The following is a 20,478-nucleotide window of genomic DNA, read 5'->3' as shown; positions in this document are numbered from 1 at the left end:
TTGGTGAACGATGATCTGCGCGCTGAAGACTTTACGTTTTTGTTTCAAACCGAATGTAGGAGAAATACAATGAAGCGTATCAATTCCGCGCTCTTCCTGGCGTCCGTCGCCAGCATGGCGCTCGCCTCGGCTGCATCAGCAACCCCTCCCGGCCCCAACGACGGCGACAACGCCCTCCATGGCACCGGCGCCAGTTCGGTCACGAACGTCCTGAACGATGAATTCAACAGCAAGCCGCCGCTCGCCGCCGATTTTGCAGCGACCTATGTGCCCACCGGTTCCGGCAACGGCAAGGCGGCTTGGCGCAGCAATACCCCGCAGGTGGTCGCCCAGCCGACCTGGAACACCGTCCAGTTCGCTTTTTCGGACTCGTCGATCACCGCCGGCACATCGACAAGCGACCTCGACCTCTACAATGTGAATGTGAAGCCCTTTGCCGGCAACGGCATTCAGGTGCCGAAGTTCGTACTGCCGGTGGCATTCGCCTATAACCCGGTCTATGCCAAGAACCCGACGTCAGGGGTCGAATACCGCTTCAACGTCCAGTCGCCGCAGTCACTCCCCGACGCAGTCACTGGCCTGCCCAAGGTCGTCGGCGGCCTCCGCCTGAGCCGCGCCGCCTATTGCGGCATTTTTAACGGCACGATCAAGAACTGGAACAACAGTACGCTTACGACCCTCAACGGCGGCGTATCGCTCAAGGATCCGGCCGACCCGAACTGGGGTACGGTAGACAACAGTTCTACGCAGGGCGTTCCGATCCGCCTCGTTGGCCGCCTCGACAAGTCGGGCACGACCGACATCTTCACTCGCGCGCTGGCAGCCCAATGCCCCAGCGGCAGCCGCATTACGACCAATGCCGAAGCGCTCGCGTTCAATCCCGTCAGCACCGCGCCGAACTTCACGACAGTTCGCTCCGACAGCCCGTACAAGCCAGGCGGTACGGGTTTCGCCGGGACAACCAACTCGGTGGGCAACCAATATTTCGACAAGACAAGCCTTTCAATCCTCTCGGTGAGCGGCGGCGTTGTTTCGCAGCCGACCTCCGCGACGGGCGATGGTACGGGCCTGTTCCTGCTGGCCGATGGCAGTGGTACCGTGAGCAAGGCGATCGAAGCAGATCCGGACATCGGGACCAGCACCTACAGGGTGAACGGCAAGCTCGGTTATATCGGTGCCGACTTCATCGCCAATGCCAAGGGCGCGTCGCCCAAGGTGTACTCCGCGGCCCTGTCGCGGCCGTCTGCCACCTCGACCTTCCTCCTGCCGAGCGCGGCGAACGCCACCAACGCCTTCATCGGCATCTTGCCGCCGCAATCGGCCACGAACGGCGCATTCCAGGTGGCTGACACGCGGCTGGTCCGCAATCCGGCCGGCGGCGCGGATATTCAGGCCCGCCGCAACAACCCTCTTGCCTGGTATGACGTCCTCTATGTCGGTGGCGCAAACCTGGCAGCCCCGACTGCTGGCTATCCGGTCACGGGTACCACGCAGGCTCTGCTGAATACCTGCTACAAGACGAACAACTTCCCGCATATCGTCCAGTGGCTGGGCTATAACTACGGCACCCCGACGGACGCCTTCACCAATACGACGACCGGCCTTCTTGCGAAGTCCAATATCGCCGCGGTGTCTGACGAATGGAAACGCGCCGTCATCCAGACCTTCCTGGTCAATTCGAACGAGACGAACAGCAGCCAGCGCTTGGGCGATCTCGATCTGTGGATTGAATCGGCGGCCACCAGCGGCAAGGACCACTGCAACGTTACCGGCAACTGATCCACTTTGAACAATACGCACTTGGCAGCCCCGGAGAAATCCGGGGCTGCTTTTCTGAAAAGACGTTTCGCGGAGCAAGGCCTCGCGATTGCACAGCTTTCGGCGTCACAATCGGTCGGCAGGTTCTAGACGGCCCGGCCGCAGGAGAGAAACGATGAAGCTTGCCGGTCATGCAATCCTTTAGCTAGCGTTGCCAGCATGTGGCTCGTCTTTGCCGCTTTAGCTCAGACTACTCCCGCACCCGGTCCTAAAGATGGCGCCTTAGCTCTCCAGGGCACCGACGCCACTTCCTCCGCAAATGACATTGTCGATCTGATCGACTGGATGAAGATGAACGAGCCGCTCTTCGACGCAATTTTCTCCCGGCCACCTCTGGTACCGGCAAGAAAGCCTGGCGCAATACGACGCCCCAACTCGGCGCATTCGGCAGTCCGTTCAGCGGTTGGCACATTGTCCAGTTTGCATTTTCGGAATCGTCCGTAACGCTGAGCGACATTCTCGCCTACAACAAGAACGTCAAATAGTTTGGTGGAAGCGCTGTCGTCATCCCGCAGTTCGTGCTGCCCATCGCGATCGCCTTTAACCCGGTCTATGCCGAGAACTCCGTGAATGGGATCGAATACCGGTTCAATGTCCAGACTCCGCAGTCGCTTCTCGACGCCACCCCAGGTCTGGCCAAGGTCGTCGGGGGCTTGCGTCTGAGCCGGCTGGCCTATTGCGGCATTTCTAATGTCGGGATCAGGAACTGGCACGACGCGTTGTTGACCATGCTCAACGGCGGTGTGTGCTGGGAATCCTGCCGACGGCAACTGCTTCCGGAGTTCCGATCCACCTCTTCGGTCGCCTCGACAAATCGGGCGCGACGGACATCTTCACCCGCGCTCTTGCCGCGCAGTGCCCCGGCGGTAGCCGCATCACGAACGATGCCGAAGCCTTGCCGTGCGATCCTACGCTGGGAACCGCTCCCGATTTTACCGACGTCCGGATAGATACGCCTTACCGGCCAGGAGGGGCAGGCTTCGCTAGTTCGACGAACGCGGTCGGCAATCAGTATTTCAACAGAACGACCGGGTCCATCCAATCCGTTAGCGGCGGCGTTCCGTCGCAGCCAGCGGCGGTGGGCAACGGCACAGGCCTGTTCCTGCTGGGGGACGGCAGCGCTGGCGTCGGCGCGGCGATCGCAGCCAACCCTGACATCGGCATGAGCGCCTATAGAGTGAACGGCAAGATCGGATATATGGATCCGATTATATCGCCAATGCGAAGGGCGCGTCGCCCAAGGTGTTCACCGCCGCCCTATCGCGGCCATCGGCCACCACGACCTTTCTCCTGCCGAGCGCGGCGGAAGCCGCGAACGCCTTCACCGGCATCTTGCCGCCGCAATCGACCGGCACAGGCGCGTTCCAGCTTGCCGACACACGGCTAGTTCGGAGTCCGACCGGCGGCGTGAAACTCGCCGCTACTCGCGATAATCCGTTCGCCTGGTATGACGCGCTCTATCCGACCCCGCTTTCCGGCCTAGCAAGTCCGTCTGCTGGCTATCCGATCACCGGCACCGCGCAGGTGCTGCTGAAATAGCTGCTACAAGGCGTCCAACCAGCCGCACATCGTCAAATTGCTCGGATACAATATGGGGACACCGACCACTGTGTTCACCAATCCTACCATCGGCGTACTCGCGAAGTCGAACATCGCCGCAGTGTCTGACGCATGGAAACGCGCCATCATCCAGACCTTCCTGGTCAATTCCAACGAGATGAACAGTGGACAGCGCCTCGGCGACCTAGATCTCTGGATCGAAGCGGCGCAGACGATCAGCGCTGATCATTGCAATGTCGGCACCTTGTCTGGCACTCCGGGCATGTAAGCCAATGATCGTTGACCACGGTTCCCCGACGCTGCAAACGTTCGGGGTCCGCTCCATTCTTTTCGAGGGGATCAAAAAGCCGTCATTCTTCAATCTTGTATCCCAGCTGCTCAATCGCCGGCATGAGTATCGGAATTACCGGCTCGATGTGCCGGAGGTAGTTGCGGTAGCGGTGAACCGAGCGGGTGTAGAGCGGCTCGGTAACCTGGGCGTAGCTCGCGGTACGGGCGTAGCGGGCGTTCTCATGAAACGCGAGCGTAGCCGGATCGAACGGCGCCCCGATGAACGCAAGCAGGCCGCGCACCTGGTTCTCCTGCTCGGCGACCAGATCCTCGTAGCGCACGGGAAGATAGTTCAGCGGCAGCGCTGCGCGGTAATCGGCGATGAGATCGGCAATCAGGGCGTAATGCGTCGCTGCTGACTCCAGCGCATAGGCGCAGTGGAACCCGTGGGTCAAGCCGTTCGAGAACACCGACAGCACGACGTCGAGCGGGTGCCGCACCAGATGCACGATCGGCGAGCGGGGGAACAGGATGTGGATCAGCCCGAGGTGCGTCTCGTTGAGCGGCATCTTGTCGGTGAACCAGCGCTTGGCCGGATCGACCGCGCCGAACCGCACTGCCTCGTTGAGATAAAGGTCGCGCAAGCTGTCGACCTGGCCGGCGCGGTCGCCAAGCCACATTTCGGAGAGCGCCTTGGGATAGGTGAGCAGACTGCCGAGCAAGCTCTGGGCGCGGTCGGCAAGCTGGTGGATGATCGGCAGTTCGTCGCCGGCAGCGATGTCGGGATGCGCGCTAAGCGTCTGTTCGACCAGCGTCGTGCCCGAGCGCGGGAAGCCGATGATGAAGATCGGCTGCGGATGATCGTCGCGCACGCTCGCGCGCGGCAGCAGCCGCGAGCGTCCCTCGGTGAAGAACTCTCGGAGATCATTGACCAACCGTGCAGCGCGGTCGACCTGATAGCCATGTCCCGTCACTTCGGTCTGTCGGGCCTTGAACGCGGCGAATGTCGCGAACGCCTCATCGTAGCGGCCCATGCTGTCGAGGATCTGCCCTTTCTCCTGCAAACCGCCCGAGGAACCAGCCTCGCCTGCGTCGAGCAGGGCGAGGGCCCGGTCATTGTCACGGGTGCGGTGGAACAGCGTCGCGCGCGCGATCGGCAGCTGCGGATGGCCCGGCGCCATCGCCTCGGCCCGATCTAGTAAAGCTAACGCCGCCTCGAACTTGCGGTCAGATTCCTCGAGCTTGGCCCATGCCAGTAGCAGGTTTGGATCGCTGGTGCCGTCCGCAAGCGTCCCGAACAGCGCGCGCGCCTCGTCGATCCGGCCCTGGTCGCGTAGCGCCACCGCAAGACTGGCCTCGATATCGCGGCGCGGCACATCGGGTCCGCGCGGCACCGGCAGATTCAGTGCGATCCGGAAGTGATGCTCGGCCGCCTTACCATTGTTCGAGGTGAGGAAGGCCCGCCCCATGATCATGTGCGAGATCAGCGCCTCCGGCGCGAGCCTCACCATGATCCGGGCGTGGAACTGCGCGCGCAGCATGTCGTGGCGGGCCAGAAAATACTGCGCGGCGATCATGCGGGCGACGGGATCGTTGAGATGGATGCGCGCGAGCCGGTCGACCACCGCGCCGGCCGCATCCCAGTTCTCGTCCTTCTGCAGCAGATCGAAGAGCGCCTGCAAAGCCTCCTTGTGGCCCGGAGCGAGGGCCAGGATCGCGAGCACGGCTGCACGCACGCCCTCGCGGTCGTGCCGCTTGCGTGCCGCTTCCAGCCTATCCGCCTTGTCCGTCTCGTCCTCGGGCAGTTCGCGGACCACCTGCCGGGGATCGATCCCGCAGCAGTGCATGCGCAACAACCCCGAGCCGCAGGAACACGCTTCGGCGGCCGTGACGACGGCATCGGGAACTACAGTCGTATCGATCGTATCGAGCAAGGCGGCGCTTTCCAAGGAGAGCCGGTCCGGACCCGCACAGGCCCGGACCGGATAACAGGTCAGGCCGCGACGCGCAGGGTGGCGGCTTCGCGCCGCCACGTGGGCGCGACCATGGCGAGTTCGATATCGATCGTGCAGGCGCCGCGGCCTGCAAGCTCGATCACGCCTGCGCCATCGCTCCAGCGCCAGGCCGTGTTGCCGTGGCTCTCGGCGGCATGGAAGCCGGCGCCAAACAGATCGGCATCGAGGGCGACCGCCTCACCGTCGGTCCTCAGCGCCGAGATGGCGACACCAAGGCAGCGGCGATCGGCCATGCCCGGCATGACATGCGCGAGCACCCCGCTGGCCGAGCGCAGCACCACACGTTCAGCGGCGGGCACCTGGAAGCGGAAGCTACCCTCCTGCTCGGGCAGGATCGTGACGCCATCGGCCTCGATCACCAGGTCGGCGACTTCGCTGCGCATCCAGCCCAGCTCTTCCGCACGCGCAAACAGACGCTGCTGGATCGTGGTCAGTTGGGGGCCGTCCATCACCATCGGCGCACAGGCATCGTCCCAGCTCTTGGGATCGAGGCGGCCGTGCAGTTCGATGCTCTCGCCATTGTTGACGAACGAACGCCGATTGCCGTCGTCGAGATAGGTCTCGCAGGGCAGGCCCTCGGCGAGGATCACATCGTGGCTGTCAAGCTCGATATGGAAATAGCGCACGCTCTCGACAGCTTCCTGAACGATGGTCGCGCCGTTGATGAGATGGCTGACCGGAACCAGCACGCCGTCGACATAGACGGCATGGCCGGGAGAGAGGCGCAGATCGCGCTCCGGCAGGCCGGAACCAAAGGCGCCGGCGCAGATGCGGACCGGGTTGACCTCGTTCGGACGCGGATGGCGCGCCGGGCGGGCGAGCAGTTCACCGATCCACTTGATCGTGCGGATTTCATTTGAAGCCGTGAGCACCATGTCGCCAATATGCAGTTCCTCGACGGCCACACAGCCATCCGGCGTATCGAGGCTGGTAGCCTCTGCGAAACATACGACAGGCTCTTCCGGAATATTAAAGATGCTCGGGTCTTTTTCGAATGTGGTGGCATTCAAACCGATGATTACATCATCGGCATCGCCAACCCCAGGGGCATCCGAACTGACGCCATATGAGCCGAACACGAAGATATTCGGAGGTCCGCTAGGTGATGTAAAATCTCCGCCCGTCGTTGGACTGTTAATATTCTCATGGTCTGAAAGCAACAGCCCATTCTCAGAAAATCCATAGACCCAAAAATCGATAGGATTTCCATCACCGTCAACCACACCTTCGAACTGCAACTTTCCAAAATTCGGAAGATAGTAGTTCTGGTAGCCATATTCGTTTGGCTCGCCGAGATGCCCAGCGACATATTCATTACTTAGTACCGATATCACTCCAGGAGGGGGAATTTCATCGTCCCAGAGACCCAGGGGATTAACACTCGACCCTCCACTGACAGAACCGATGATAACTCGCGCAATTTCATCATTGCCCAAGTTAATCGCATTGAGAGCGTCAATATTAAAAGGATTGCCTGCCATTTTAAATCTCCAATAGATATCAGACTATGGGTGTCGGTATCTTCCAGTTATCTACAATCGGGATCGCCGGGCGTATTGGGATCGCAGCGTCCGTCGCTGGCGGGTCCCAGCACATCTACCGTGATCAGCGAGCGCTGATCACGTTGGTTGTTGGTGTTGGCGGCCTGGGCGGCCTGAGCTGCGATGGCCGAGGCAGCATCCTGCGGCGTCGTCACGGTCACCTGGGCCGTTGTTGTGGGAACGCCGCTGATGGCACCCGCCGCCTTGAAATTGTCGGCATTGACCACCTGCGCCGCCGCCACGGCGATCCGCCCGGACGCTCGCACACCAGCGTCTCCCGCATCGACCAGGCCCACCGGCGCGATCAGATATACATCCGATGGCAAATCGTCCGGCCTACGCTGGAACGCGCCGATTCCCGCTCCCGCAACACTGCCCGCACTGTTCACCTCGGCCAAGCCGTTCTGATCGAAGCGGAGGGTGATTGGAGGGAAATTCGAGGCGCTCTTGGGCCCCTGTCCGGCGGCGAGATCGCCATTCGAGGACCACATGGTGATGTTGCCGGACTGCTGCGAGAAGACGCGGCTCTGGTTCAAGATGACATCGCCATCGGTGAAGCTGTTGATCCGGCCGCCTCGAAGCGTAAGCACCCCTTCGTAACCAAGCGGAATAGCGTCAAAGCGGGTAGAAATCGGTGACAGATTGCCGCCTTCGAATGTTTCGTGGACTGAGGCGCCGGATCCCGGACGCGTGAATGCTGTCAAGCGCCGCGATGACTGCTCGGAGGTGCGCACAACCGACCCAGCGATCAGGTCGCCGCCTGGGCCAAGGATGCTGACTGTGCCGCCCCGCGCGGTCTGGATGGTGGACAGACGCAAATCCATATTGCCCGTGAGAACACGTTTGGCCTTCAGCGGCTTTCCATCAACGATGGCGCGCACCGGCACGCCAAGCGGCCGATCCTCGCTGATTGTGGAGGGATCAGTCGTGTAGGGCGCGAGATTGTCGGTATAGCCACGCTCCGGCGAGAAGAGTGTGTTCACTGCCCGGTAACCGCGGACATATTGCAGGTAGGACGGGCTTTCTGTCCTGGCGGGCTGCGACAGTTCGTTGAAATAGAGCGTGTCGATCAGGAAGTGCTGCTGGCGCAGAAGATCAATGTCGGTGAATGCGGCATAGAGCTCTCTCGTCTTTCCGTAGGCCGCGCTAGCAAGCGCCTCGCCCGACGGCGAGCTCGTACCGAAGATTTCAGTGAACGCCGCCGGGTCATTATCGCGCAGCCAGTCGGCGAGCATCGGCGCATAGATCGGCTTCGTCCGGTCAGGCTTGCGGTTGCCAAAACTGTCGGTGACCTGCTCGAACAGGTCACCGTCGAGCTTCGCGAAATTCTCGGGGTTGAGATAGGTCTCGCGGAGCGCTGCATAGTCGGCACCGCCCTTGATACCGAAGCGTACGCTGACGCTTGCCCCTTCATCCGAAAGCCAAGGGTTGTAGTCGTTGCCGATCGTGCGGATCCCGCCAGCGCTATCCGCACCGCCCGCCCGGACCGATGAAACGAAAGGCCCGATATCGCCGCCCGCCTCGACGATGAAGGCGCCAGGCCCACCGAGGATAAAGTTGTTGGATTGGACATAGCTGAAGCTACCGTCACTGCCGATCGTTCCCATAACATCGCCCTCGGCGCGGATGCGGGTCGTGTCACCCGCCGCCAAATTCTGGCCTTGGAAGAACAGGTCAACGATGTCGCCGCCCGCGGTGATGCGCGCCTGCTTGGGCAGGAAGATCGCGCCGCGGTCGATGCTACCGTCGGTATGGATGCGCACCGGCTGAGCGTCTCCGGCATGAGTGATGCGCTGATTATGCTGCAGCCGGAGCTCAACATCGGTGGTCATAGGGGTCACGCCCGGCAACTGGAAAAAGCGTTGACCGCTCGAGAAACCGCCGCCGACCTGCCCGGGGTCGCTATCATCCATGCCGATGACGAGGCCCTTGATGCTATCCGCGCTCAATATCCGCAATTGCCCGACCGCGGACGGATAAAGGATCTGGGGGCTGTTCTGGGGTAGTTCGACGCTCGCCGCGAGAGACGTGAGCGCCATGCTTGGCGGGAGAATTTGCGAGAAGTCGATTTCGCGGCCGAACTCCGACCTCGCTGACGGAAATTGTCCGAAGTCCTTGGGATCGCCGAGGCCGGCGGTCTGTGCGATCCGCGCGGTTTCGACGGTCGACAGCGAGAACGCAGCCGCAGGAGAATAGAAGCCTCCGGATCCCTGGGACTGATCCAGACCCAGCGCGGAAACGCTGGCGAGAATTGCCGATCCTCCCGCCGAAATGTCGACCACCGCGTCAGCGAGGCGCACCCGTAGATATTGTGGTGTCTCCGCCGCGATGGGCTCACGTCCTCGGGCCGCAATGTCACGGCCTGCATGGATTTCCGCACTTCCGGCCGCGATGTCCGCCGTGCCAGCCAGAATATCCCTCCCGACCGCCAGCGAGAGATCGCCACCGCCGAAGGTCAGCATGGTCTTGCCGGCGTCGGAAAGCGTCGTTGTCGCGGTCGAACCGAGAACGACGGTCAGTTCAGAAACGTCACGTCCCGCTGTCACGCTGACATCGCCGCCAGCAAGTCCCCCTACGCCGGAACGGAAATAGCCGTATGCGAGACCGATTTCGGTATCGTCACCAATAGTCCCGGTCCTCCACGGCTGGGTGGATTGGAGCCCTGCGGTTCCGAAGGCATCCGTGCTTGTTGCGCCAAGCTCACCTCCCGAGTAGCCTTGCCCCACCGTCCCGGTGAGCTGAGTCCATTCGTCACGTCGGCCGAGCACATCACGCCCGGCATCAAGGGACACATCGCCGCCGCCATGGGCCAGCACCGGCATGTTCCCTGAAATGCCCTTGGGCGAAGGGATGAAATCCACCGCGTCGGCAATAGGCGACAGGTAAGTGCTGTCAGGTGTGAGCGACACAATCTGATCTGTGCCGACAATACGCCCACGAACATCCGACGGCGCGACCCGAACGCCGGCCGTGTAGATCGCCGCGGAAGCGAACTGCACCGCATCCGTCGAGCCGCCAAAATAGCTTGGCGCCGAAACTTGGGTGCCGTCAGCACGGCGATAGACCACCTGCTCCCCGCCCCGCAGATCGATGTCGCGCGACGCGGCCATCGCAATATTGCCATCGCCGCTGCGGACTACGGTACGAACGAAGGCCTGGTTCGGCGCGTTCGGCGTGGTCTGCTGGTTGGCGTTGCCGTAGCGGATGATCGGCGGGGTCCGATTGACGCTATAGCCGGTGCGCCCGCTCGCGAGGCCTGCCTGATAGGTGGGCTCGAAGCTCTGCAGAAACGCAATGACTTCGCTTAGCGGCGCGATGATCCCCGTTGGGTTGGTTGCATTGCCGACAAAGCTATAGCCCTTACCCTCAAAGAAAAGCCGTGCCGCAGCGCGTGTGTCCGCGCCGAGACCTGCCGTGCTTCCCCAATTGAGCTGGGTATAGGCGTCGTCGCGCAGGAGGTTGAGGTCAGCCGTGGTATCGGTGAGATCGAGCGTATCGCCGATATCGAAGCTGATCTTCGACGGATCGTTGGCGGCGCGTTGCAGGCGGAATTGCAGCGGCCCGTCATAGGCGACCGTTCCGGTCGCGGTGATGCGATAGCTGTATTCGCCCTGGAGCGTGACGTCGGCATTGAGCGCCCGGTCGACGACCAGCGGATTGGCCGAGAGCGTGTTGCCTGTACCCGCGACAAGCCGAATGTCCGACGAGTGCATGGCCACATCGCCGTCGAGCAGCGAAAAGAGCTCAGCGAAACCAAGCGCGTTGCGGCTTTCACCGCCAGCATCTGCGCCGTTGCCGGCCAGCGACAGTGGCGAGTTGATATTGGCGGCTCCGATATATTGATCACCCTGAGTGGCAGCCGTGGTGAGCGAAATCGTCAGCGTGCTGGATGCACCGGGATTGGCACCGGTGCCATAGGAAGCAATATTGCTACAGGAGCCGCTCGCGCCACCGCAGGAGAACTGGAGCGCCGGCTGCCAGGTGCGATCCCCGCCGCCAAGCTGCCAGTTGATGTAGTCGACATCGGACTTGTCACGGAACGTGAAGAACCCGTCCGAGATCGAGCGGTTGATCGTGAGGTCGTTGCCCGCACGCAGGGTGACCACCGGCGCTTCACCGCGAGCCGAGCCACCGTCAGTGCGGTACAGGAACGTCGCAAAGCGATCGAGGAGCTGGCCTTCCTTACCGGGCACGACCTTGTAGCGTGGTTCGCTGCCGGTGCTGATCTCGGGGATCAATTCGAGGACGCCGGCATCGACCGCCGCTTGCAACTGCGCGGGCGAGAAGCTGGCGGCGGCGAGGTTCCACTGGCTGGCGGTCTCGATGCTGCCGGTCGAGGCCAGCTCGACCCCGGGACGCAGGCGCATGCCGTCAAGGCTCGAACCATCGACCGTCGAGACGTCGAACGTCTGGATGAACCGGACCAGCGAGCTCCTGCCGTCGGCGAGCGCCATGTCGGTGGTGAACGGGTTAGCGCCGGTCGCCCCGAAGTCGAGCCGGATCGCGCCGTCATACCCGCGGGTGATGCCGCTATAGAGGCCGCTGTCGGCCATCGCTTCGAGGTCGTAGCGCTGGAACGCTTCCAGCTGCACGCTATCCGCGCCAAGGATAGTCCCGCGTTGACTCAGAGCCACCTTGTCGCGGTTGCTGCCGATCACCGGAGCGCGGAACGTCACAGTGCCGCCCTGATCGGGCTCGGCGTAGCGATAGATGGTGACCGGGCTGCCGGTGGCGGGATCGGTGATCACCTGCGGGATCATCCGGCCGACACCCGGCTCAGCCTGGGTGCGCCGCGCACCGACATCAATGGTCGCGCCACTGGCGATGGTGAGCGTAGCGCTTTCCGATCCGATGCCGATCGTGACGTCGCCGGCCTTGGCGGGCCGGCTGTCGGTATCGGCATAGCCGGTGGTGTGCGTGTCGAGCTTTGCGGTCGAGGCGAGCGTCACGCCGTTCTGGCCCCAGAGCGCGATATCGCCGCCGTTGACGGCCGCGTTGCGCGCGGCATCGGCCGCCATGCCGGTGACATCGACGCCCGAGGTGTCGAGCGTGCCGGCGATAGTGATCGATCCGCCATCGGCGGTCAGCGTGACCGACTGCGCCTTGAGGCTCCGGCCCTCAGCGAGGTCGAGGCTACCCGCGCCGGTGCGGACCCAGACGTCTCCACCGAACTGGGTGCCATAGCTCTCGACGAACCCACCGAAGTCGAAGCTGCCGGTGCCGCTGTCGAGGGTGAACGAGCCCTGCCGCAGCGCGGCTTTGGCCGGTGCGCCATCCGTTGCTTCGGCGTCGGGGTCGATGGCGAGGCCGGGGTTGAGCGCGGCGAGCAGGGTGACGCTGCCGTTGCCGGCAAGCAGGTTCAAGGTGCCGGCGTTGCCCTTGCCAGTGTCGGTAATCAGCGCCGAGCCTGCATCGGTGGCGATGCTGCCGTTGGCGCTGAACAGGTTGAGCGTACCGCCGCCCGCCGAGACCGTGACCGGATCGACCTCGTCGCCGAAGGTCTTCTCGTAGCCCGGTACCGACAGGGTAGCGCCCACAAGGCTGATATTGCCTTCCGACTGCACATCGATAATGCCGGCGGTCGCGCGGATCGTGGAGCCGCTGATCCACACCGTCTGCACCCGATCGTCGATTGTCCCGAACGCTATGCGCGCACCGGGCGCCGCATTGCCCTCGATCTTGGCTTCGGGGTTCGCCCCGGTCGCGCTGATCGCCACGGCACCGCTGGTGAGGAAGGTGTAATCCGGGCGCACGGTCTGGTTGCGCGGATCGGCGGCGGCAGTCCGTTCAGCGATGAACGGCGTGTTGAGCGTCAGCGCCGCGCTGCCGACATCGAAGCTGCCCTTGCCCTCGACATAGAGGCCATCCGAAGCCGCCAATGTCACACCATCGGCAAAGCCGGACGCGCGCACCGTATTGTTGGCGAGACTGATCGTTTTGGCGCCAAGGCTGAGGCTTCCCGCGCTGCCGCAGAGCGCGCTGGTCGCGCAGCCGTCGGCGGCATTGCCGTTGTTGGCGAGACGGACGTTGCCCGCTTCGATCCGCACGGCCGAACCGGCGGCAGCCTGTGCGTCAGCCGCAAGGCTGGCGGTGTCGAGCACCAGGTCGTTGAACCTGTGCGTGCCGGCCGCGAACCGGATCGAGCCCGGCGAGCGCACCGTCAGCCGCTCGGCCGCGCCGAGCTTGGCCGCAAGGACCGTGCCGATCACGCCGGCTTCGCCCGAAGCGTCAGCGCTGCCGGCGAAGTGGATGTCCGCGCCCGAGATCGCCGCATATTTCGCGTTGAAGTTGGCGCCGTCGGCGACCACGAACCGGCCGCTGGTGTCGAGAGCCAGGGCTTCACCGCTCAACGTCGCAGCCCCGATCGCGATCGCGCTGTCGCCGGTGCCCGTGCGCGCAACAAGGCGCTCCGCACCATTGGCGAGCCGCAGGATTGATCCGGCGCCGGATGCCTTGTAATCAGCGCCGGTCTTGATCGCGGGATCGCCGGTAGCGGCAAGGCTTGCTCCGTCTTCGATCGCGAGCACGGAGCCGGTGCCTCCGACCGCGAGCAGCAGCTCGCCAGCAGAGAGGTGCGCGTCGCCGGCGACCGTCAGGTTAGTGGCCGAAGCCGTGACCGTCGTGGTGCCATCGGCATTATCGCTGCGGCGGCCGCCGACCACTAGGCTCGGCGCATTGAGCTTCGCCAGCGTGGTGTCCGCGATCAGCAAAACACCGTCCGCGGCTTCCACACCTTCGGCGGCGATCAGGATGTTCGAGCCGAGGATATCGATCTGACCCGCCTGGCCGCCTTCGCCGGCGCGGAGATCGAACGCACCCGCCAGCTTCAGTTCGCTCAAGGGCGCGAGCACGACGCGAGCCGCGTCGAGCGGCAGGCGCGGACGCCCATCGGGATCGCGGCCCGTCAGATAGTCCGAGCCGCTCGTGGTCTTGATGCTCGAATATTTGGTGAAGACTTCCTTCGTCTGCACCGTGAAGCTGTGGCGGGTCGACTCAGAGATCCCCGTTCCGGCAAAGGCGTAGGTGCCGCCGACCACGACGCTGCCATCGAGGAGTTGGGTACTCGTGCCCGGCAAGGGCGCGGCCGAGCCTGTATTCTCGACCAGGCGCAGCGCCCCGGGGATCGCCATCGCGTACTTTGCGGGGACAAGCAGGTATTCGCCGCCAGCGATGCCGTGGCCCCCATCAAGCGTGACCGTCTTGCCCGCCTGCGCCCCATGGAGATCGGCATAGTCGGCCGAGTAGATCGGGTCGTAGGGCGCGATCTTGCCGGCATCCGCGACTGGCACCAGCGCGTAGACCTGGCGCTGATCGGCGAACTGGTAGCCGGTCCCGGTGACCGCGTCATAGCCATTGGCGCTGAACGCATCGCGGTTGAAGCGGTCGAGCACGTCGCGTGAACCGCCCACACCCGACTGGAACTCGTAAGCGTAGACATCGCCGCCGCCGCGGCCGTCAATCAGGGCACCTTTGGCCTGCACGATCGAACCCGCAGACAGCACCAACTCTCCGACAGGAAGTTTCGTCAGCGGCGTGCCAACAGTCGGGAAGTAATATTCCACACCGTCCGTGGTCGTGCCGTAGGGAACGGTCAATCCCGCGCCCGACACCGAGGTCACGCTGCTCGCGCTGAAAGTCAGCTTCTCAGTAGGGGTCGATACCAGCGATCCGCCGACGCCGATCCGGGTCGGTGTGGTGCTGCCGAACTCGAGCAGGCCCAGCGGCGCAGCGATATAGCCGTTTTGCACAATCTCGTGCGCCAGGACGCGAAGATGCGTGCCTGCGGAAAGTGGAGCAGGCGCTTTTGGATCGAGGAAGCTGTTCCCGAAGGTGATCCGATGGTCGTCAAGCGCTGCGATATCGAACGGTCGTTGCGAGTAGCCGCCGGAAACGCTTGTCAGCGCGCCTTCAAGCATGCCCTGCAAATTGCCGGTGCCGGTCGTCGCATAAGTTCGGCGGGCGTCGATCAGTATGTCTGCGGCTGCGACGAGAGCACCGTCATAGGTAGGGCGTCCCGGTGCCTGTCCCCAGTCCACCCCGGTCAGGCGCATATCGCCGGGTGTCGCGAAGGTGAGCGAGGCTATGGATCGCTCGAAGCCAATGGCTCCGGCGACGTCGATGCCCTGGCCGCCAGCAATCAGTCGGACATTGCCGTCACCTTCGAGGCCCGCAACGTCCGGGGTTCTTCCCCACCGACTTGCCAGCCGCACATAGCCGGCGCGCAGGGTCGCATCCGTTCCGGCCGTCGCTCCGATCGACACCGCCGCGTCCGCCACATAGGGGTTGCTTGCTACAAGCGGATCCTGCGAGGTGACGATGAGCGCCTTGCGCAACGCCAGATCGAAGGAACCGTCAAGGGTCAGGCCCTTGCGTGCGATCAGCGTGTCGAAGCCGCTCCCGGAAATAAGGCTGGTGGTAAGATAATCTCTCGCAGCATTCCCGGTCCCGATCGTGGGATCCAGCCATTCGAGGGTGCCACCTTCCGCCTGATCCACCCCGCCATAAGCGTTGATCGGGGTCGTGCCGAGGGTGCCACCGGCCAGCACCGAGATCATTCCCGCCTTGCTCCATCCGAGCCAGGGGGTGATCACGCCGAGACTGCCGGCCATCTCGAAGGTCGCGCTGGCGCCGCTGATATCGAGTGCCGATCCGTCTTCCCGCACCAGCGCTCGACCCGACATCGCGACATCGCGTTGACCCGGACCAACCAGTCGTCCCACCTCGTGGGAAGCCTCAAGTCGAACGGAACCACCGTCGACTACACGTCCGGTCAAGAGTTGCCGGCCGCCGATAATCGAGGCGCGGGGATTGGTGATCGCGATACCGGAGAGGTCAGTCTTGCTCCCAGCAGCGAGCACGATGCCATCAGCCGTGTCGACCAGCCCCAGGAAATGGATCAACCGATCGGCACCGTCCTTCGAAACCAGTTCCGCATTCGTCAAAAGTCGACCACGATTGGTTGGATCGGTGAGCCCTGCCGCATTCTCCGCACTTTCGAGGAACCTGCCCTGACTGTCGATCGCTCCACCCAAGGTATCCGATAGATCGCGCACGCCAAGGCCGCCGACGATCAGGCTGTCGACCAGATCGTTACGCTGGACAATCGAGCCGCCGTGCAGGGTGATGGAGCCGGCATTGTAGAGCTTGCCGATCATGATCGAGGCTTCAGGCGCTCCCGTGACCGTGCCGCCCGCCATGACGTCGAGTTCGGTCAGACCGCCAAGCACCAGGTGCGCCGCCTTGCGATCCCAAAACGCGACATTGGTGGTCGGCCCGAGGAAGGATTGTGCGAGCAGGCTGGAGCCGGTGCCGAGACCGCGTAGTGCCTTGCTCTGGTCGGCACTCAGCAGCGTCGGCAGCACCCACTGGGTGAGATCGAGGGTCTCGCCGTTCTGGACGACGAAGCGCGTCGTCTCCAGGAACGCAGACTTCGCCACCCGGTCATTCGCGAAAAGGTCGTCGACGATGCGCGAGCGGTAGCTGGAGACATCCAGCGTGCCGAAGCCAGTCTTCTCGAAGAAGTCGAAGCCGATATGCGTACTTCCGGCCCGGTTGTCAGAACCGAAGCTGATATTAGGCGCTACCAGCGAGAACTGCCCACCGCCAGCGAACCCGAATCCCAGGATCGACGCGTTCGCAATGTCGACAGTCGAGCGCTGGGTGTCGGGAACCAGGCTGGGCAGGACCGCCGCCCTACTGTTCGCAACCCCTGGAATAGGGGTGAACTCAACCGACTGGGTTGGCGCGCCGCCGACTGGCCACAAAGACAAGCCACGCGGTTCATTGAAAAGTATGCCGCTATCGGTCAGATGGGGCGATGCGTAGGTGGTTTGATTGACCAACGATACATTGCCGCCTTTGCCGTCGAGCACCAGGCTGCCGGTGGGGGTGACATAGCCTCCGGAGGTGACATCCAGCGTGCCAGAAACACGAATGCTGCCCGACAGATCCGCCGCCTGTGTTGCCGTTGCCAGACTGTCGCCAATCGCGACGAAGACGTTGGGTGCGACAGTCAGGCTGATATTACCGCCATTGCGATATGCGCCGCCGAGCGCCGCGCCGGAACTCTGATAATCATTGACCCACTGGCCCGCCGTCGAAAGCTTGCCAGTTACGACAACATCGAACGGATTCAGGGCGCCGGGGTCAGCAGCATAGAGATAATTGCTGCTGATATCGTCGCCATTGCCGTCGCCATATAGGCCTTTGCGGAAGGCCGAGCCGTTGCTGACAGTGGGATTCAAGCCCACAAAGAGGTCGTTCAGCATTTGCCCCGACAGCTCTGTTCGGGACGCAATAGTTCCTGATGCCACAGTGACATTCCCGTCGAACCGGATGGTGCGACCGGCTTCGACCGAAAGAATCCCACCCGGCGTGAGCGTCAGATCCGATACCCCGGTGATGCGAAGCGCGTCGGGCGTCTGCAGCGTGACCGGATTGAGCCCGGCAAACGTCACCATGCCCGCAGCGGTGAGCGAAAGCTCGGATAGCCCCGCGGCGTTGAGCATCGCGTCGGACAGCAGAAGTTCGGCACGGTTGGCTTCCACCGTTTCGCGCGTGCCATGATAGACCAGGACATCGCCGAGTGATGAAATCGACAGCGCACCGCCTGAAGGCAGTTCATAAGGGCTCGCCTGCAGCGACCTGCCTAATGAGGCCGGCATCTGGCTCGGCTTGCCGCCACCAGCGATCTGTCGCGCGCCTGCAAAGGCATTGGCGTGAACAGTGCCCTCAACGGTCACGGCCGCACCGCTGATTATCAGCGCGCCAGCGTCGCGGCCTTCGTCATAGGCGACATCGCTACGCTGGCGTTGGCCGGCGCCGAGCTGCCAGCTTCGCAGCATGCCAATGCGCGGCTGGCGCACCTCGGTAGTGCTGGTGATGACATCGACATAGATATCGTTCGGATTGGCGCGGGCGATATCGACGATGCGGCCGTCAGCGGTAACCAGCTTGGTGGCCTTGATCGCGCCCGCGGCATAACTGACCCATCCGCCCGACATGTCGATCGCCGCGCCGTTGGCGACATGCACGCTCGGCGCGTTGTCAATGGTGATATTGGTGAAGTCGATCGGACTGCTGGTCGTCAGTGTGACCGAACCGCCTTTAGTCATGAACTCTGACGCCGTCGTGGGGATCTGGCCTGCGATGCTCCCGGCTTCGATCAGCGGCGAGCCCACCCAGGCGACGCCGTCCTCGCGCACACCCGACAGGCGCGGGTCGATGAAGATCGTCTTGCCGTTGAGCGAGAAGTTGCCGTCAACCTCGACCTCGCGATAGTTAGGGGTGTCGCGCAGCTCGCCACGCTTGACCGGAGCGATCTCAATCGAGTTGCGCGACGCATCAAGCTTGACATCCTTCAGCCCCGACACGTCGATGAGCGCCCCCCGCGCAATGTCAATGCGCCCAGGGTTGGCAAGGAGCAGCGCGTTATCACCGACGGGTGAGGTCACTTTCAGCACGCCGATCGCGACATCGGCTCCAGGTGCATGGATCAGCGCGTTCTCGCCCATGGTGAAGTTGGTGGCCAGCAAGGCTCCAAGCTTCTGGCTTGCCGTGAGAACCTGGGTGCCGATCTCGATCTGCGATTGCTTGAACCCGGCAGGCTCATTCGCGGTCCCCTGCGGGATCGTCTCGCCATTGTCATCGGGCGTGATGACCAAGGCGCCCGCCGCCGCCGCATTCGCGCTGCCGCCTAAAGCGATCTGACCGGCGGTGAGCGAAATCTTGCCGTTGCGCGCAACGCTCGTGGTCGCCGACAGCAATCCATTCTGGGTGATGGCCCCCTCTGCGCCGGCCCCGAGCGAGATGTAGCCGCGCTGCGATTCGATCAGGCCATTGTTGACGATCGTGCCATCGGCTTGCCCTGTATAGGCATAGCTGTTGAGCATATAACCGCGCACATAAGGATCAAGGCCGCTGTCGGCGCCGGTCGACTGTGCGTAGTTGACGGCGCGTCCCGCCTGCAGACTGACCTGCCCATCGATCGCCCTTAGCGTTCCGGCATTCTCGATGTTGGGCGCGGTGAGCATGATGAAGCCGCCGGCGCCACCGCTGATGCGTGCACCGGCATCGACAGTAATGCCGCCTTCGCGTTCAGCGGAAAACCGGGTGCCATCTCCCTCCGTCACGCCCGACACAAGGAGGGGCGAGACCGAGATGCCGCCGGTGGTGCCATTGGCGGGCGTGAAGAGACCGAGTTGCAGATAGGCGGCGTTGCGCTCGGCGATCGTCGTAGGCTCGACCAACCGGGTGCCGTCGACCCCAGGGACGAACTTCGCCGCGTTGCCCAGCTCGAGCGTGGAGGCGAGCAGGGAGTGTGTGTTAACCTGTGAGCCCTTGCCGAAGATGATGCCGGCGTGGTTGAGCACCACGACGGTGCCGTCCGCCTTGAGGTTGCCGAGGATCAGCGAGGGATCAGTGCTATTGGTGACCCGGTTGACCGCAACCCAGCCGGGCTGCGCGGTCCCGTTAGACTTCTGATTGAACTGCAGCGTCGTGTTTTTGCCGATATCAAACCGGTTCCAGGACAGCAGAGCCCGCTCCTGGTTCTGGTCGATCGTCACCGTGACATGGCCGTCGGCGCCAGTCGTCTGCGATGGCAGCCCAGCACCCTGCCACGTCTTTAGGCCGGTGATGTCATATTGCGCCCCGGCGCTGATAAGCAGTTCACTGGCGCGCCGCGTGTTGCCCGCACGTGTCGCCGCGATCGCTTCCCGGATCGCATCGGTGGGATCGAGACCATTTCGATCCAGTCCATCCACCACCGGGCCGCGGTCGACCGCTGCCTTGATGGAGGCAATGTAAGAGCGAATTTGATCGACGCGGCCTTGAGTACTTTGCTGACGCTGCAGTGCGCCTTGCATCGTGCCCGAACGGACCGGCACGCCGCCTGTCTGGTTCGGGGCTGGACGCGGCTGCACTTGGCCGCCGATGGCAGCGCCCAACGTCTGAGCGGTGGCAACAGTCGGAAGTCCCCCGGTCGCAAGCGCAACGAAGCTTGCTCCGAGCAGGAGGAAACGACGGCGCGCGGGCGAGGAGAAGGAAGCACCAGACATCATGAGAAGGCTCCGATCGGCAGGAGGCCGAACAGCTGAGAAGGAAAAATTCGGCGAAAACGAAGGCCTCGGCGCACCTTGATCTCAGAATGCGAGAGACGGCTTTCGTTTGTTACGCTTGCAAAATTGAAGCGGTGATCCCCCCTCCCCTTAATGGCGCCGCCGGAACGACCCGGCGACGCCGCCGTGCCCACGCGTTGAGAGGCGCCGGCGAGC

7 protein-coding genes are annotated in these 20,478 nt (G+C 63.3%); 3 read left to right on the top strand and 4 right to left on the bottom strand.

What is annotated here, in order from left to right; genetic code table 11:
• Positions 1 to 69: 69 nt before the first annotated feature.
• Positions 70 to 1,779 (top strand): substrate-binding domain-containing protein, encoded by a 1,710-nt coding sequence (locus U0025_RS04620; RefSeq protein ID WP_004211589.1) that lies wholly within the window; start codon positions 70 to 72, stop codon positions 1,777 to 1,779.
• 224 nt (positions 1,780 to 2,003) lie between these two features.
• On the opposite strand, the gene U0025_RS04615 is transcribed toward U0025_RS04620, so the two are convergent.
• Positions 2,004 to 2,531 (bottom strand): hypothetical protein, encoded by a 528-nt coding sequence (locus U0025_RS04615; RefSeq protein ID WP_157225218.1) that lies wholly within the window; start codon positions 2,529 to 2,531, stop codon positions 2,004 to 2,006.
• Between the two features lie 529 nt (positions 2,532 to 3,060).
• Here U0025_RS04615 and U0025_RS04610 point away from each other — a divergent pair.
• Entirely contained in the window at positions 3,061 to 3,357 is a 297-nt protein-coding gene (locus tag U0025_RS04610) for a hypothetical protein (RefSeq protein WP_004211587.1), read from the top strand.
• A 52-nt stretch (positions 3,358 to 3,409) separates the two neighbouring features.
• Positions 3,410 to 3,646 carry a hypothetical protein gene (locus U0025_RS04605; protein WP_004211584.1) on the top strand — a complete coding sequence of 79 codons (237 nt, stop codon included), beginning with the start codon at positions 3,410 to 3,412 and terminating at the stop codon, positions 3,644 to 3,646.
• 82 nt (positions 3,647 to 3,728) lie between these two features.
• Here the strand turns inward: U0025_RS04605 and U0025_RS04600 are convergent, their stop codons facing one another.
• From U0025_RS04600 to U0025_RS04590, 3 genes are read right to left on the bottom strand one after another with little or no spacing between them, the layout of a single operon-like run.
• Positions 3,729 to 5,582 (bottom strand): tetratricopeptide repeat-containing sulfotransferase family protein, encoded by a 1,854-nt coding sequence (locus tag U0025_RS04600; RefSeq protein WP_157225217.1) that lies wholly within the window; start codon positions 5,580 to 5,582, stop codon positions 3,729 to 3,731.
• A 59-nt stretch (positions 5,583 to 5,641) separates the two neighbouring features.
• The gene (locus U0025_RS04595) at positions 5,642 to 7,144 is read right to left on the bottom strand and encodes a Hint domain-containing protein (protein ID WP_004211579.1); all 1,503 of its coding nucleotides are present in this window, start codon (positions 7,142 to 7,144) and stop codon (positions 5,642 to 5,644) included.
• Between the two features lie 47 nt (positions 7,145 to 7,191).
• Positions 7,192 to 20,265, bottom strand: a complete 13,074-nt coding sequence (locus tag U0025_RS04590) for a filamentous haemagglutinin family protein (protein ID WP_004211578.1) — start codon at positions 20,263 to 20,265, stop codon at positions 7,192 to 7,194.
• Between the last annotated feature and the right edge of the window lie 213 nt (positions 20,266 to 20,478).

This window comes from Sphingobium yanoikuyae (assembly GCF_034424525.1).
GTDB classification, from domain to species: Bacteria; Pseudomonadota; Alphaproteobacteria; order Sphingomonadales; family Sphingomonadaceae; genus Sphingobium; species Sphingobium yanoikuyae.
Note: the sequence above shows the minus strand (reverse complement) of the source record. Positions and strands in the feature narration are given on the sequence as shown.